The sequence below is a fragment of the Pseudomonas sp. genome (assembly GCF_036404235.1).
GTDB lineage: Bacteria > Pseudomonadota > Gammaproteobacteria > Pseudomonadales > Pseudomonadaceae > Aquipseudomonas.
On the sequence record NZ_DASWOT010000064.1, the window covers coordinates 23,956 to 37,788 of the forward strand.

18 protein-coding genes are annotated in these 13,833 nt (G+C 56.0%); 11 read left to right on the plus strand and 7 right to left on the minus strand.

Features of this window, described 5'->3' with window-relative positions; translation table 11 throughout:
• The first annotated feature begins 42 nt into the window (after positions 1-42).
• Entirely contained in the window at positions 43-1,383 is a 1,341-nt protein-coding gene (locus VGC62_RS08045) for a DEAD/DEAH box helicase (RefSeq protein WP_331186541.1), read from the plus strand.
• Between the two features lie 140 nt (positions 1,384-1,523).
• Here VGC62_RS08045 and VGC62_RS08050 read toward each other — a convergent pair whose 3' ends face one another.
• Entirely contained in the window at positions 1,524-1,799 is a 276-nt protein-coding gene (locus VGC62_RS08050; protein WP_331186542.1) for a hypothetical protein, read from the minus strand.
• 178 nt (positions 1,800-1,977) lie between these two features.
• On the opposite strand from VGC62_RS08050, the gene VGC62_RS08055 reads away from it, so the two are divergent.
• Positions 1,978-2,385 carry a transcriptional regulator gene (locus tag VGC62_RS08055; RefSeq protein WP_331186543.1) on the plus strand — a complete coding sequence of 136 codons (408 nt, stop codon included), beginning with the start codon at positions 1,978-1,980 and terminating at the stop codon, positions 2,383-2,385.
• An 89-nt stretch (positions 2,386-2,474) separates the two neighbouring features.
• On the opposite strand, the gene VGC62_RS08060 is transcribed toward VGC62_RS08055, so the two are convergent.
• The 3 genes from VGC62_RS08060 to VGC62_RS08070 form a co-directional block, all read right to left on the minus strand.
• A complete protein-coding gene (locus tag VGC62_RS08060) occupies positions 2,475-3,203 on the minus strand; it encodes a TorF family putative porin (RefSeq protein WP_331186544.1) in 729 nt (242 codons plus the stop codon).
• A 163-nt stretch (positions 3,204-3,366) separates the two neighbouring features.
• On the minus strand, positions 3,367-3,846 hold the full coding sequence (locus tag VGC62_RS08065; RefSeq protein WP_331186545.1) for a hypothetical protein: 480 nt from the start codon (positions 3,844-3,846) through the stop codon (positions 3,367-3,369).
• 185 nt (positions 3,847-4,031) lie between these two features.
• On the minus strand, positions 4,032-4,211 hold the full coding sequence (locus tag VGC62_RS08070; RefSeq protein WP_037012170.1) for a hypothetical protein: 180 nt from the start codon (positions 4,209-4,211) through the stop codon (positions 4,032-4,034).
• Positions 4,212-4,590: 379 nt separating this feature from the next.
• On the opposite strand from VGC62_RS08070, the gene VGC62_RS08075 reads away from it, so the two are divergent.
• Together VGC62_RS08075 and VGC62_RS08080 are read left to right on the plus strand one after the other, a co-directional pair.
• Positions 4,591-5,427 (plus strand): CvfB family protein, encoded by an 837-nt coding sequence (locus tag VGC62_RS08075; RefSeq protein ID WP_331186546.1) that lies wholly within the window; start codon positions 4,591-4,593, stop codon positions 5,425-5,427.
• Positions 5,428-5,508: 81 nt separating this feature from the next.
• Complete coding sequence (locus VGC62_RS08080; RefSeq protein ID WP_331186547.1) at positions 5,509-5,910, plus strand: DUF2177 family protein; 402 nt, start codon at positions 5,509-5,511, stop codon at positions 5,908-5,910.
• Between the two features lie 42 nt (positions 5,911-5,952).
• On the opposite strand, the gene VGC62_RS08085 is transcribed toward VGC62_RS08080, so the two are convergent.
• On the minus strand, positions 5,953-6,333 hold the full coding sequence (locus VGC62_RS08085) for a hypothetical protein (RefSeq protein WP_331186548.1): 381 nt from the start codon (positions 6,331-6,333) through the stop codon (positions 5,953-5,955).
• Between the two features lie 213 nt (positions 6,334-6,546).
• Here VGC62_RS08085 and VGC62_RS08090 point away from each other — a divergent pair, with 213 nt between their 5' ends.
• From VGC62_RS08090 to def, 3 genes are all read left to right on the plus strand, one after another.
• On the plus strand, positions 6,547-6,738 hold the full coding sequence (locus tag VGC62_RS08090; protein ID WP_331186549.1) for a CsbD family protein: 192 nt from the start codon (positions 6,547-6,549) through the stop codon (positions 6,736-6,738).
• A gap of 234 nt (positions 6,739-6,972) precedes the next feature.
• Positions 6,973-7,950 (plus strand): YihY/virulence factor BrkB family protein, encoded by a 978-nt coding sequence (locus VGC62_RS08095; RefSeq protein WP_331186550.1) that lies wholly within the window; start codon positions 6,973-6,975, stop codon positions 7,948-7,950.
• Between the two features lie 78 nt (positions 7,951-8,028).
• Positions 8,029-8,568 carry a peptide deformylase gene (def, locus tag VGC62_RS08100; protein WP_331186551.1) on the plus strand — a complete coding sequence of 180 codons (540 nt, stop codon included), beginning with the start codon at positions 8,029-8,031 and terminating at the stop codon, positions 8,566-8,568.
• 9 nt (positions 8,569-8,577) lie between these two features.
• Here the strand turns inward: def and VGC62_RS08105 are convergent, their stop codons facing one another.
• Together VGC62_RS08105 and VGC62_RS08110 are read right to left on the minus strand one after the other, a co-directional pair.
• Positions 8,578-9,411, minus strand: coding sequence for a methyltransferase (locus VGC62_RS08105; protein ID WP_331186552.1), 834 nt, complete (start codon positions 9,409-9,411; stop codon positions 8,578-8,580).
• A 251-nt stretch (positions 9,412-9,662) separates the two neighbouring features.
• Positions 9,663-10,073 carry a GNAT family N-acetyltransferase gene (locus VGC62_RS08110; RefSeq protein WP_331186605.1) on the minus strand — a complete coding sequence of 137 codons (411 nt, stop codon included), beginning with the start codon at positions 10,071-10,073 and terminating at the stop codon, positions 9,663-9,665.
• 110 nt (positions 10,074-10,183) lie between these two features.
• On the opposite strand from VGC62_RS08110, the gene VGC62_RS08115 reads away from it, so the two are divergent.
• The 4 genes from VGC62_RS08115 (at position 10,184) to VGC62_RS08130 (ending at position 13,681) form a co-directional block, all read left to right on the plus strand.
• Complete coding sequence (locus VGC62_RS08115) at positions 10,184-11,125, plus strand: fatty acid desaturase (protein ID WP_331186553.1); 942 nt, start codon at positions 10,184-10,186, stop codon at positions 11,123-11,125.
• 16 nt (positions 11,126-11,141) lie between these two features.
• Positions 11,142-11,924, plus strand: coding sequence for a phosphate/phosphite/phosphonate ABC transporter substrate-binding protein (locus VGC62_RS08120; protein ID WP_331186554.1), 783 nt, complete (start codon positions 11,142-11,144; stop codon positions 11,922-11,924).
• 177 nt (positions 11,925-12,101) lie between these two features.
• Positions 12,102-12,611: a sigma-70 family RNA polymerase sigma factor gene (locus VGC62_RS08125; RefSeq protein WP_331186555.1), complete on the plus strand. Its 510-nt coding sequence runs from the start codon at positions 12,102-12,104 to the stop codon at positions 12,609-12,611.
• Positions 12,612-12,667: 56 nt separating this feature from the next.
• Positions 12,668-13,681, plus strand: a complete 1,014-nt coding sequence (locus VGC62_RS08130; protein WP_331186556.1) for an ABC transporter substrate-binding protein — start codon at positions 12,668-12,670, stop codon at positions 13,679-13,681.
• Positions 13,682-13,833: the final 152 nt, after the last annotated feature.

Here is a 13,833-nt window from a genome sequence, read left to right on the forward strand (position 1 = left end):
ACCCTATGCGACTGTTTTTTGTATTTCGCCGAGGTAACACCCGTGTTCTCCCAATTCGCCCTGCACGAACGCCTGCTCAAAGCCGTGGCCGAACTCAATTTCGTCGAGCCTACGCCTGTGCAAACAGCGGCTATTCCGCTGGCGCTGGAAGGGCGTGATCTGCGGGTGACGGCGCAAACCGGCAGCGGCAAGACTGCCGCGTTCGTATTACCGATGCTCAATCGCCTGATGGGTCCGTCCAGGGTTCGGACTGAGATTCGTGCCGTGATCCTGCTGCCGACCCGGGAGCTTGCACAACAGACGCTCAAAGAAGTCGAGCGTTTCTCCAAATTCACTTTCATCAAGGCCGGTCTGATCACAGGTGGTGAGGACTTCAAGGTCCAGGCGGCGATGTTGCGCAAGGTGCCGGACATCCTGATTGGCACGCCGGGCCGTTTGCTTGAGCAATTGAACGCCGGCAACCTGGACCTCAAGCAGGTTGAGTTGCTGGTCCTGGACGAAGCTGACCGCATGCTAGACATGGGCTTTGCCGAGGACGTCGAACGTCTGGCTGGGGAATGCGCCAATCGTCAGCAAACCATGCTGTTCTCGGCCACGACCGGTGGATCTGGCCTGCGCGAGATGATCGGCAAGGTGCTCAAGGATCCGCAGCACTTGCAGGTCAACAGCGTTAGCGAACTGGCGGCCGGTACGCGCCAGCAGATCGTGACTGCCGACCACAACGTCCACAAAGAGCAAATCCTCAATTGGTTGTTGGCTAACGAGAAATACCAGAAGGCAATCATCTTCACCAATACCCGTGCCATGGCCGACCGCCTTTATGGTCGTCTGGTTGCGCTTGAGTACAAGGCGTTTGTGCTGCACGGCGACAAAGATCAAAAAGACCGCAAGCTGGCGATCGATCGTTTGAAGCAGGGCGGCGTGAAGATTCTGGTCGCGACCGATGTCGCAGCCCGGGGCTTGGATGTCGATGGCCTGGATATGGTCATCAATTTCGACATGCCGCGCAGTGGCGACGATTACGTACACCGCATCGGCCGTACTGGCCGTGCGGGTGGCGAAGGTCTGGCGATTTCGCTGATTTGCCACGGCGACTGGAACTTGATGTCGAGTATCGAGCGCTACTTGAAGCAAAGCTTCGAGCGTCGAGTGATCAAGGAAGTAAAAGGCACGTACGGCGGCCCGAAAAAGGTCAAGGCCTCAGGTAAAGCTGTCGGTGTGAAGAAGAAAAAGACTGACGCCAAAGGCGACAAGAAGAAGGTGGCCGCCAAAGGACCGACCAAACGCAAGTCGGTGAATCGTCCCAAGCCTGATTCGCTGGTCAGCAGTGACGGCATGGCGCCCTTGAAGAAGCGCAAAACCGAAACGCCTGCGGCTGAGTAAATAAGCCGATCCCTTGCAGGAGCTGCCGAAGGCTGTGACAAGCCCAAGGCCGCTCCGCAAGGCGATAAATTTCTATCGGTTCACCACCGCATCGCTACCTTCGGCAGTTTCACGAAAGGCGGCAATCGGTAGATCACGTGTTAGCCCTCTGCTTTCTTCGCTGCTGCATCCATCTCTTTCAAGCGCTGATCAATCAACTGGCACTTATCCGGCATATCTTTGCTGGAAGTTTCTAGCTGCATATCCTTGATCTCTTGATTCAACTCCTTGGCTTTCGTCGGGTTCTGTTGCGTCAGCCTTTGTACCTCCTGGGCCAGCTGTTCACGTTTAGCCTCGGCTTCTTCGGGCGTACACGCCCAGACTGGCACTGCGACCATTAACGCCAGTGCTGCGGTCAAACTCATCAAGGTTTTCATGACTGCCTCTGCGTCCGTTACGGGCTTAATAAAATGGAGCCGAACGAGAGGCGGAAAGTTCAGGGGTGCCGCTCGGCGCTCATGCTGAACGGCAGACGCAACGCCCGGTCACACTCTAGAGTGACAGAGCCCGATGCCTGGACGTCACGGGCTATTTATCCCTGCTGGAGGTTGGAAAATGTCTAAGAAATACGACTGGGACCTTATCGAGCGCCTGTTGCATGAAGTACAAAACAGCGCCGATGACAGCTTTAAACCGCGTAAATATGCCGAAGAGTTCGCTGCTGAGAAGGCCGCAGCAGGCGAGGCCTCGGGCAATCTCGACACGCTGAAGATGGAAGCGGCGAACTACGAGGCGTTATTGTTCAAAAACGGATTTATCGAGTCCCGACCCGAGGATGAGGGTGGCAATGGCGAAAACTTTGTCCTCACTCCTCGGGGCGCGAGTTTGCTGGCCTTGATCGACAGCAGCATCCCAGGTGACGGCCATCCGCGTCAGGTGTTGGATGAACAGGAAGATGCACTTGAGCCAGCGACATTCGATGAGGTGTCTTCGCGAGCGCAGATAGCTGGCGGGTCGATTTGAATGCGCAGCGCATGGCAGATCTTTGCTCGCTCGGCGCTTGGTACAGCGCCGACGCTGTCATGCCTGTGTTGCACCTCTGATTGAGCCCATCAGTAAAACGGGCGCACGACCTTCAGCGTGACTGTACTTTCGCACTCAGTGTTGTGCCCGCTGTAGGCGCTGCAGTTGGCGCCGGAGAGATTTGATCCGCTGTAGATGAGGTTCATGTCTATGCCCAGCAACGGGCGCGACACGTTGAACGACCAATCGTTATACGCGCTGACCATGCCGCCACCTGTGATCACTGCGGGCGTGTCAAGTTGATGGTTGCCGTACTGCATGCGCAAGTCCAGGCCCAGGGCCGCGATGCCACCAAAATCGAGGAACAATGTGCTGTCTTGGCGTCCGGCGTCGTTGCTGAATGCGGTGCCGATGCGGCTATCGAAAATCCGGAAGCCGGCATACAGCTCATGGCTGTCGATCTGGTTGGTATTTGGGTAGCTGTAACGAATGACGCCAAGCTCGTATCCCAGGGTTTTGTCGAATGGCTTTTTAAAGCCCATGTACGTATCGACTTCCAGCGCGCTGCCCTGCGTAAGCCCAGCACTGGGTGACCACTGACCGAAGTAGAAGCCGCTCTCGTGAGCCAGATCCAGACCACCCTGAAAGGTTGAGTTGCCACCACTAGGCGTGACCAGGCCTTGGGCCATGGTACGGCTGGGTGTCGTCCCAAGCTTAAGGTTGAAATCACCGAGTTCTCGTTCTATGACCTGGGCGGCCGCGGTCTGGCAAACAAGCAATGTACTGGCGATCAGCGCGAAATAGCGAGCATAAGACATGCTTCACTCCTTGGGTTGCGCAGAGGAGTGGGGTCGATGGTGTCGAACCGATATGTCACAAAAATCGATAAGAACCGCGAGCTAGAGCCTCGCCAGCATACCGGCGAATGAAGGGATGAATCGACCGCTGGTCGATTCACTACAAAAAAATCGAACTTTGCGATCACTCACCCGCTGAAACCAGCCTGTTAACCACAATCAGCGCCTGGGGAAACGAAGGGTATCCGCTCTTGGCGACATCCAGTCCGTCATACTGCGCGCGGTACGCTCGGGCTTTTTCCTGATCGCGCATTGCGCTTAGCTGAGCCAGCAGTGCAATGGCCAGCGGGTAGTTATGAGCAGCGGAATCCTGCAGCAGTTCGGTCGTTTGAGACTCATTGCTGTGCTGGCGAATCATCAATACGGCTTGGTAAAACTCGGCTTCGCCGGATTTATCGTCTTTGGCCGCTCGCTGCAAAAGCGCGTTGGCCAATTCGTAGTTTTCCTGGCGCCGTTCGCCGATCAGCAGTTTGGCTTGAATCATGTCGTTTTGGTAAAGCAGGTGCTCTGCGCGGCAGGGGCTGCTTTGGACCGAGGTGTCACAGCCATGCGTTGCACAACCGCCCAGGCAGAGTAATGCGCCGAAAAATATCCATTTCTTCATGTCGGATTCCGCAGAGATATATGGTTTCAGGGCATTGTCTTGTCAATCGACACGACCAGTCAGTCATTACCGCCAGCCAGTGGCGTATGAAAAGGACAGTAAAGCAGGCTTTTTAAGCGAGGATCAATCGCCCTGGCGCCTTGCAATCAAAGCGCCTAGAGATCGACAGCTGGAGCGGGGAAAAATTACTTCTTGCCGAGCGAGATCTGCTTCGATGGGCCGAAGGTCTGGCCGCTGACGCCTTTCGCAATCTGCTGGATTTCGCCACCGGATTTAAGGAAAGCCGCAATTTGCGCGTTGATCGAATCGCTGGTTTCAACGGCTGGAGCTGGTTTGGCTTTCGAGTTGGATGCTTTTACACGCATGGCTGCTATTAACCTATATAAAATTAATACGGCCGGCCATTCTATCTGAACTGATCGGCAATTGCTTGGTAAATATGCTCCGGGATAAAGCGTCTGTTTAGCCATCAAAGCGCCGCTCATCGCTCGGTAAGAGAGGCTAAATCACTGTTTTAATTACCCGGCTTCAAATGGCGGGAGGGCTGAATATTTCAGAACTCAGCGAAATACGGGTGGGCTCATCTGACGAGTGGGCCGGGTGTGTCTATTTCAAGGCTGATCGCCATCAGAAGGGCCTTGATTTCTTGAGCGTCAATGCCTTAGGCAGCAGGCACCACCGACGGCCATCAACCTTCTACAAAACTCGGGTAGAATGTCGCCCACGTAACGAGGGTATTCGAACATGGCTCTAGTCGGGCGCTACAACAGTTTGCAAGTGGTTAAACATACTAACTTCGGTTTGTATCTGGATGGCGCGCAAGACGGCGAAATATTGCTGCCTAATCGCTATATTCCGAAAGATATTCCCAGCGAAGATGAAGATTGGCTTAACGTCTTTATTTACCTGGACAGCGATGACAAGTTAATTGCAACGACTGAAAAACCAAAAGTTCAGGTGGGTGAGTTCGCCAGTCTTAAAGTCGTTGAAGTCAACAGCATCGGTATTTTTCTCGATTGGGGTTTGCCAAAGGATTTGTTGTTGCCTTACTCCGAAGAACGGCAGCCGCTCAAGGCCGGTGATTACTGTGTGGTGCATGTCTACCTGGACAAGCACACCCGCCGCATCACGGCTACCAGCCGCTTGGACCGTTATCTGGACAAGGTTCCTGCCAGCTATAAACTCGGTCAGGAAGTCGATCTGCTGGTGGCCGAGGCCACCGATATGGGCTTCAAGGCGATCATCAATAACAAGCACTGGGGTTTGATTCACAAGAACGAAGTGTTCAAGTTCCTGCGTCCGGGTAAAGAAGAGAAAGGCTATATCAAGGAAATCCGTGCCGACGGGAACATCAGCCTTAGCCTGCAACCAGTCGGGGAGCAAGCGGCCAGCAGCCTGAACGCAAAGATCCTTGCCAAGTTACGCGACAACAACGGTGTGTTGCCGGTCAGCGACAAAAGCGATCCGCAAGTTATCAGCGGTTTGTTCGGCGTGAGCAAAGGCAATTTCAAGAAAGCCATCGGCGCGTTGTACAAGCAAGGCCACATCGTCATTCATGCCGATCGTATCGAACTGGTTTGAATCTCCCGACCCGATGAGGCTCTATCGTTGATAGTGGCCGGTCATTTTCGACCGGCCAACGCCTCGCTCAGGGATGTCTCAGTGAAAAAATTATTGACGGCTTATGTCGCAACATTGCTGGCGTTTCTGGTGTTGGACGGTATTTGGCTAGGGCTGCTGATGGGGCCGACGTATCGCTTCTGGCTCGGTGGATTGATGCTGCCGATCCCCGTGCTCGGGCCTGCGGTGGCGTTTTATTTGGTGTATGTCTTGGGGATTGTGTTTTTTGGCGTGCTGCCAGGGTTGCGACGCAATCGGCTCGGGCGGGCGGCAGGGCACAGCGCACTGCTGGGCGTCATGGCTTATGGCACCTACGACCTGACCAATTGGGCGACATTGCAGGGCTGGCCGGCGCAATTGTCGTTGGTGGACTGGGCATGGGGGGCGTTCGCATCGGGGGTGGCCGGCGCCGTGGGCTACCTGGCGGCGCGGCGGGCGAACTAAGCGCGCAATCGCGGGCAAGCGATCTCCTGCAGGTCCGTGCGTCTACTTTTGCAAGAACGTTGCAAAGCTCACATTTGCCCCGGCCGGGCGTACATCCTTCAAAAATGCATCCTTGTCAGCACTCAACTCCAGGCTGACGGTGGATTTGCGTTTGCCCTCGTTGCGTACCACCAGGCCTTCCATGTGCTCGCGCATGAAGGCCGTGGTTACTTTCAAATGCAGCAACTGGTCCGTGTCTGGCGTATGCAGCAGCAGGTGCAGCCATTCGTATTGCCCGACTTGCAAGCGCGTCACCGGAATGTCGAACCACCAAATGTTCTTGTTGGTGTTCAAGACCGCGAAATGAGTGTTGTTGGTGCCAAGCACGGCGCCACCCAGATCCTTATTCCTGCGTGCGATGGCCTGCGTTTTGTCGAGTTTCATAAGGTTCCCGTGGATATGCGTTTCAGGCGCGCATTCTCGGGGGTTGCCGGACAAACATAAAGTCAAAGTTGTCGGAACCGTTGAAAAGCGTCGGTTTTACTGCGTGATTCCAACGCCAGACCGTTTGGGAAAATAATTGAAACCTTCCCAGAAGCATGAGAGTCAACCTTTACGTCGAGGTTATGACACCTGATTCTTACCAGGAGACATCTCATGAGTAGCACCAGCGATAAAGTTAAAGGCGCAGCCAATGAAGCCGTTGGTAACGTCAAGCAAGGCGTCGGTAAAGTCACCAACAACGACAAGTTGCGCGCGGAAGGTAAAGCCCAGGAACTCAAAGGCGAGGTGCAGCAAGCTGTTGGCAAAGCCAAGGATGCCGTGAAAAAAGGCGTAGACAAGGCTTAATGGTCACAGCGCCGAATGTGTTGAAGCATGGCGTGAACGTTAAGAAATACCATAACGGCTGTCTTCGGATGGCCGTTATGCTGTCTGCACCGCTGACGTTCGAAACGTTTGTGCGGTCGCAACGGTGCTTTACTTAAGGTAAAAAGCCCGCCTACCGCGGCTGGCAACGGAATTTCACAGTGTTTGCCCGCTCGTATAGGTAATGTGCTTAGCGACGTTGCGAAAGGAGACGCCATGATTTTCCCGGATTTGCGCCAATTGCCATTCACAAAGGTAATGGTCAGGACGGTCAAAGAGTTTATCGACGACGAGATGTCGACCTATGCGTCGGCGCTTGCTTATCAAATGTTGTTTTCGTTATTCCCGTTCCTGTTGTTCCTGATTGCCTTGGTCGGTTTTCTGCACTTGCCGGATTTTTTCTCCTGGTTGCGCCTGCAGTCTGAACTCGTCCTTCCACCGCAGGCGCTGGAGCAGGTCAACCCGGTGATCGATCAATTGCAGCAGTCCAAAGGCGGGCTGTTGTCGATTGGTATCGTCATTGCGTTGTGGACCGCCTCGTCGGGGGTGCGGCTGATGATGAGCGCGATGAACGCGGCCTATGACGTGGTCGAGGCCCGACCCGTGTGGAAGCGCGTCCCGCTGTCAGTGCTCTATACCGTTGGTGTCGCCGGGATGCTACTGGCTGCTGCTGCCCTGATGGTGACCGGGCCGCAGGTCATGAACTGGCTGGCCGCGCAGATCGGCATGGAAGACTTCATCGTTACGCTGTGGACCATCCTTCGCTGGCCCTTGATCATCATTTTGCTGATGGTGGCTGTGGCGTTGATGTATTACGTGATGCCGGATGTCGAACAGAAATTTCGCTTCATCACCCCAGGTTCAGTGCTCGCGGTGGTGGTGTGGATCGTCGCCTCGCTGGGCTTTGCGTACTACGTCAAAACCTTCGCCGATTACAATGCCATGTACGGCAGCATCGGCGCGATCATCGTGTTGCTGTTGTACTTCTATATTTCAGCGGCGGTGTTACTGCTTGGCGCGGAGATGAATGCGGTCATCGAGCACATGTCCGCTGAAGGTAAAAACAAAGGCGAGAAGGTCGAAGGCGGCGGTGTCGATACCACGTACAAGCAACATGTTTCTGGCTTGGGGCGCGATCACAGTCACGATCATGACCCCGAGTTGCATCCAGCACTCAAGGTCGACAAATTCTGAAGACGTTTGTGGCAGGATGCGTTTTTGTTCGCCGTGGCGACACCGCCCAGCACATCCAGTCAACAGGTAAGGGCCACTATGATTCATGAAATTCTGAAGATGGGCGATGAGCGTCTGTTGCGTATCGCACCTGCTGTGCCTGAATCGATGTTCGGTTCCAGGGAGCTGAAAACGCTGATTGCCGACATGTTTGAAACCATGGAGAGCGTTGGTGGCGTTGGTCTAGCGGCGCCGCAGATCGGGGTCGATCTACAATTGGTGATCTTCGGTTTCGAGCGCAGCGAGCGCTATCCTGAAGCCGAAGCCGTGCCTCAGACCGTTTTGCTCAATCCGCTGATTACGCCGTTGGAACCCACCCTCGAAGAGGGCTGGGAAGGTTGCCTGTCGGTGCCCGGCCTGCGGGGTGTGGTCGAGCGCTATGAGCACATTCGCTACGAAGGTTTTGACCCTGACGGTAATCCTGTCCAGCGCATCGCCCGAGGCTTCCATGCGCGAGTGGTGCAGCACGAGTGCGATCATTTGATCGGTCGCCTGTACCCCTCGCGGATCACCGATTTCAGCCGTTTTGGCTACATCGACGTGCTGTTTCCGGGTATGGACCCTAACGCTGACGAGTAAGCCCGCCGGTCATTTTTTGGCCGGTTTGACGAATCGAAGGGTCATCCGGTCGGACTCGCCGATGGCTTGATACTTCGCCCGATCCTGATCGCCCAGCACATAGGAAGGGGGGAGCGTCCAGACGCCTTCGGGATAGTCCTTGGTGTCCTTGGGATTGGCGTTGACCTCGCTTTCGCCCACCAGTTTGAACCCCGCATCGGTCGCCAGCTTCACCACATAATCAGTCGGCAGATAGCCATTGTTCTGGTTGTCCTGGGCCGTCGTGCCAGCTTTGGCGCGGTGGTCGACCACGCCCAGCGTGCCACCCGGTTTCAGCACATCATAGACGGCCTTGAACGTTGCAACTTCGTTCTTGGAGTCGGTCCAGTTATGCACATTGCGAAAGGTCAGCACCACGTCTGCAGACGCCGGTTTGCCAAATGATGGCAGTTTCGGGTTGTACTCGATGATCTGCGCCTTGCCGTAATGCTCAGGGTCGGCCGCGAATTTCTGCTTCAGGCCATCGGCGCCACGTTTGGCGTAATCGTTGAGTGCTGGGTCTACCACGGCGGCGATGTAATGACCTTTGTCCTTGAGCAGCGGCGCGAGGATTTCGCTGTACCAGCCGTTGCCTGGCGTGATCTCGATCAGCGTCTGGTTGGCACGCAGGCCAAAAAATTGAAGCGTCGGTTCTGGGTGGCGGTATTGATCGCGGGCGCTATTTTGCGGCAATCGCCAGTCACCCGCCAAAACCTTGGCGAACTGCTCGTGGGTGATGTTAGAGGCGGGCGGTGTTTCAGCGGCCATGGCAAGTGTCGAGCCGAACAACGCGGTGAGAGAACAAGCGATAAGCGTCTTTTTCATGGGCGTCCCGTTGGTCTGGGTGAAGGCGATGGGCGAGGCTAGCACGCGGGTTTGCGGTTTGGATCAGGCTTTTGGTTTGGTCGTATGCAGATAAAGATCTAAGCACAGTTTTGAGATTGTCATCGTTCAAATCGGACCTCTTTTCGGGCAAGCCTTGCTCAAGCGGGTTCCCTATCGCAGGTTAGTCAACGATGCGTTTGATGTTCAATGAAGCTCAAACGTGTACGGCGAAGTGCCAGCGCGCTGCGCTATTAATCTTCACGGCACAACGCAATCAACGATTTGGTCCTGCTGTAACGCGCCAATCGCGCCGCCACCCCTTCAGGCAAAGCCACTACTGGCTTAAACCCTGATCGCCCATAAAACTCAGTCAGCTCAGGGTGGCAGAACAACCAGACTTTGCCCGTGACTTCAGCCAGGGCTGCCTCGATCAAATGCCGTGCAATCCCTTGCCCACGGCGTTCGGGCGCGACAAAAAGCCCGGTTAACCATTGCCCGCTGTCCACCGGTGTCAGGCACAACGCCCCAATAATCTCGGGATTTTTGACCACCCATACCTGCGCTTCACCCTTGCCGCGCATGGGCGATTGATGGGCGCGGTAGAATTTGTCGAGCAAGGGTCGGGAAACGTCGGGCAGTACACAGATTTGCATGGGCAACATCGGGCGCAGGTGGCTTTCGGGCTTTCGTTCTACCGCCATAACCAATCGGTCTACAAGATTTTCCTGCGTCAGGGCACAACCCGGTATCAGCCCGGATGCAGGAACCTGCGATGCCCCATTACCTCGACGACCGCCAACGCCAAGACATTCAGCGGCTGCGCGTAAGCTTTACCGGGCGCAGCGAATGGCCGACCTGGCTGTTGCTGGTGGGCGTGTATGGCGGGTGGTTCGGCTTGATGCTGTTGAGTCCGCGACTGGGCGTGTGGCCAACCACGTTGTTGATGATCCCGTTGCTGGTGCTGTGGATGTCACTGCAACATGAACTGTTACACGGCCATCCGACGCGCTTGTTATGGCTCAACAAGGCGCTGGGCTACGCGCCGTTTGCGGTCTGGTACCCGTACACGCTGTATCGCGACACCCACCTTGAGCATCATCGCGACGAAGACTTGACCGTGCCCGGTCGCGATCCGGAGAGTCGCTACCTGAGTCAAGCGCGCTGGCTGCATACTCAACGCCTGGCGCGGTTGTTGCGTTGGCTCGATAAAACCCTGCCGGGGCGCTTGCTGTTTGGTGCCCCGCTGGCGTTGAGCGGTTTGTTGGTCGGTGAGTCGAAACGCTTGCTTCTCGGCGAGCGCCAAGCCTGGTTGATGTGGTCGACCCACGGCGCATTCGCGGTGCTGATGTTCTGGTTCATCGAACGCCATAGCGCGCTGTCGACCCTGCATTACCTGCTGCTGATCGCGCTGCCTGCGCTGTCGGTGTCGATGGTGCGTTCATATTACGAACATCGCCCCAGCGAGCGCCCGGAACAGCGCACAGTGATTAACGAGGCGTCGTGGCCATGGAATTGGCTGTTTCTGCACCTCAATCTGCATCTGGTGCATCACGATTTGCCGGGGCTGGCGTGGTATTACTTGCCAGCGGTGTATCGCGCACATCGTGAACAGTGGCTGGCGCGCAGCGGCGGTTTTCTGGTGCAGGGTTATGGTGAACTGTTTCGCCTGCACAGCCTTAATCCTGTCGACAGTCCGCAACATCCTTTCGTCTGATCTGGAAATCGCCCCCATGTCTCAAGGCTTCGCTCAGTTGCCGATGTATGTTGCGCCGCTGCGGGTGCGTGAGGCCCAGGAAGCCTGGTTGGCGCGAACTCTTGAGCACTTGGCAGCCACGCGCATGAGCCTTGATACGCCGGACCTCAAACAGCTCTGGCTATCCCCCGATTTGTTACTGGCGCAGACCTGCGGCTATCCGCTGATGACCCTGTTGCGCGACCGGGTGCAAGTGATCGGGCGCCCGGTTTATCAGTTGCCCCACAGTCGCGACGGCAACCATTGCAGCCTGCTGGTGGCACGCGAAGGCGACTCGCGGCGGGAGTTGATTGATTTTTTTGGCAGCCATGGACTGATCAACAGCGAGGACTCCAACTCCGGGATGAACCTGTTCCGTCACACGCTGGCGCCGTTACAGCGGGACGGCCGATTCTTCAGCGAAGTGTCCTTGACCGGCGGCCACCGCGACAGCCTGCTCTGGCTGAGACAAGGGCGTGGCGATCTGGCGGCAATCGACAGCGTCACGTATGACTACCTGGCGCGAGACAACAGCGATGAAGTAAGAGGTTTGAAAATCGTCACCCAAACCGCGCCCAGCCCTTGTTTGCCTTACATCACCCGACTGGGGGCAGACGCCGGATCGATTCGCTTGGCGATGAATAAAGCGCTGCGAGCGTTACCCGACGTCGCAGCGGTGCTGGCGATCAGCGAGGTGATCACAGCCAGCGAAGACGATTACCAAGTGCTGTTGGCATATCAGCGGCAGGCCGAGGATTTCAACTATCCCGCCATCCTGTAGATACTCTGCTTGCGGCCAAGCTTGATTGATCAGCTGTAGAGGGAGAAGGCGATATTTTTATATTCAATATTGGAATATCAATTTATTAATTAACTATTTTTAATGCATAAAAAGCCTTGTTACGATGACCGCTACCGGGCTTCCGGGAGAATAAAAAATATCGTTTAAGGACTCCTCATGCCCGCCGCAGAACTGACGCATCGCGAATACATAAGCCAACTGTTTGGTAGTCACTACACTTGGCTGTGCGAGCGGCTGCGACGCCAACTCGACTCACGCGCTTGCGCCGAAGACATCGCCGCGCAAGCTTTTCTCCAACTGCTGGCGTCACCCAATGTCGTTCCGATTCGCCAGCCGCGTGCCTTGCTCACCACCATCGCCCAACGTCTGCTGTATCAGCGCTGGCGTCGGCGCGATCTGGAGCGCAGCTATCTGGATGAACTGAGCGTCACCGACGACAGTCACAATGCAACACCTGAGCAGTCAGTCCAGGCCATTGAGACCCTGAGCCGCATTGACCGCCGTTTGAACAGTCTGCCGACCAAGGTCAAAGCGACGTTCCTGCTGTCGCGCAACAACGGTCTGACCTACCCTGAAATCGCCATCGAACTGGGTATTTCCCAGCGTTCGGTCAGCTTTTACATGGACAAGGCTCAAACCTGCTGCCAGCGCGCTTGTCTGGAATGAAGCGGGTACGCAACAACCATTGAGCCTCCTCATATCTTCAGCCACGAGAGACGACCATGACATCGATCAAAAAACTGTTGGGCGGCTCGCTGCTGGCATTGGCCGTCCTTGCGCATTCGGCGCAGGGCGCGGACAAAACCACGCCGATCCTCTTTGGCGACATTACGTGGGAAAGCGGCAGCCTGATCACCGAGATCCTGCGCACCATTGTCGAGAAAGGCTACGGCTATCCAACCGACAAATTGCCTGGCAGTACAGTCAGCCTTGAGACCGCATTGGCAAAGAACGACATTCAGGTCATCGGCGAGGAGTGGGCGGGCCGCAGTCCTGCCTGGGTAAAGGCTGAATCCGAAGGCAAGGTCTACGGTCTGGGCGATATTGTAAAAGGCGCGACCGAGGGTTGGTGGGTACCCGAATTCGTGATCAAGGGCGATCCCGCACGGGGCATCAAGCCGCTGGCGCCCGACTTGAAGTCAGTGTCCGACTTGCCCCAATACAAGGACGTGTTCAAGGACCCTGAGTCGCCAAGCCAAGGCCGTTTTCTTAATAGTCCGTCTGGCTGGACCTCTGAAATCGTCAATACGCAGAAGCTCAAGGCCTACAAACTGACCGACAGCTACGTCAACTTCCGTACCGGTTCAGGCGCTGCACTGGACGCTGAAGTCAGCTCCTCGATTCGTCGCGGGCAGCCGGTGTTGTTCTACTATTGGTCGCCGACGCCGCTGCTCGGTCGCTTCAAACTGATCAAGCTGCAAGAGCCGCCTTTCAACGAGGCCGCCTGGAAGACCTTGTCTGATGCCAGTAACCCGAACCCGATCGGCAGTGCATCGCTGGCGGCCCATTTGGCGATCGGTGTGTCCGAACCTTTCCACAAGCAGTACCCGGAACTGGTGTCGTTCTTCGAGAAAGTCGACTTGCCCATCGACCAGTTGAACAAGACGTTGGGCCAAATGAGCGAAAAACGTCAGGATCCGCAGGTAGTCGCCAAGAGCTTCCTGAAAGAGCACCCGGAAGTCTGGAACGCCTGGGTGCCGGCTGATGTGGCGAAGAAGGTGACGCAAAGCTTGTAACGCTGCACCCAGGGCGATGCTCTTCTGTGTTCGCCCCGGTTTTTTCGCAAGCTTACTCGTGAAAGCCTGAGCCGATATGAGCGCCAGGTCATGGCCTGCTCAAATCCTGCTGGCAACCCCCATTCCCTTGGGCCATGATCAGGCCTGTCAAT

Bases quoted from the DNA above. Each gene is read 5' to 3' on its own strand.
- VGC62_RS08115 (WP_331186553.1), top strand. From the start codon at position 10,184: ATGCCCCATTACCTCGACGACCGCCAACGCCAAGACATTCAGCGGCTG.
- VGC62_RS08050 (WP_331186542.1), bottom strand. From the start codon at position 1,799: ATGAAAACCTTGATGAGTTTGACCGCAGCACTGGCGTTAATGGTCGCA.
- VGC62_RS08130 (WP_331186556.1), top strand. From the start codon at position 12,668: ATGACATCGATCAAAAAACTGTTGGGCGGCTCGCTGCTGGCATTGGCC.
- VGC62_RS08085 (WP_331186548.1), bottom strand. From the start codon at position 6,333: ATGAAACTCGACAAAACGCAGGCCATCGCACGCAGGAATAAGGATCTG.
- VGC62_RS08125 (WP_331186555.1), top strand. From the start codon at position 12,102: ATGCCCGCCGCAGAACTGACGCATCGCGAATACATAAGCCAACTGTTT.
- VGC62_RS08060 (WP_331186544.1), bottom strand. From the start codon at position 3,203: ATGTCTTATGCTCGCTATTTCGCGCTGATCGCCAGTACATTGCTTGTT.
- VGC62_RS08065 (WP_331186545.1), bottom strand. From the start codon at position 3,846: ATGAAGAAATGGATATTTTTCGGCGCATTACTCTGCCTGGGCGGTTGT.
- VGC62_RS08075 (WP_331186546.1), top strand. From the start codon at position 4,591: ATGGCTCTAGTCGGGCGCTACAACAGTTTGCAAGTGGTTAAACATACT.
- VGC62_RS08070 (WP_037012170.1), bottom strand. From the start codon at position 4,211: ATGCGTGTAAAAGCATCCAACTCGAAAGCCAAACCAGCTCCAGCCGTT.
- VGC62_RS08095 (WP_331186550.1), top strand. From the start codon at position 6,973: ATGATTTTCCCGGATTTGCGCCAATTGCCATTCACAAAGGTAATGGTC.
- def (WP_331186551.1), top strand. From the start codon at position 8,029: ATGATTCATGAAATTCTGAAGATGGGCGATGAGCGTCTGTTGCGTATC.
- VGC62_RS08110 (WP_331186605.1), bottom strand. From the start codon at position 10,073: ATGTTGCCCATGCAAATCTGTGTACTGCCCGACGTTTCCCGACCCTTG.
- VGC62_RS08090 (WP_331186549.1), top strand. From the start codon at position 6,547: ATGAGTAGCACCAGCGATAAAGTTAAAGGCGCAGCCAATGAAGCCGTT.
- VGC62_RS08120 (WP_331186554.1), top strand. From the start codon at position 11,142: ATGTCTCAAGGCTTCGCTCAGTTGCCGATGTATGTTGCGCCGCTGCGG.
- VGC62_RS08055 (WP_331186543.1), top strand. From the start codon at position 1,978: ATGTCTAAGAAATACGACTGGGACCTTATCGAGCGCCTGTTGCATGAA.
- VGC62_RS08105 (WP_331186552.1), bottom strand. From the start codon at position 9,411: ATGAAAAAGACGCTTATCGCTTGTTCTCTCACCGCGTTGTTCGGCTCG.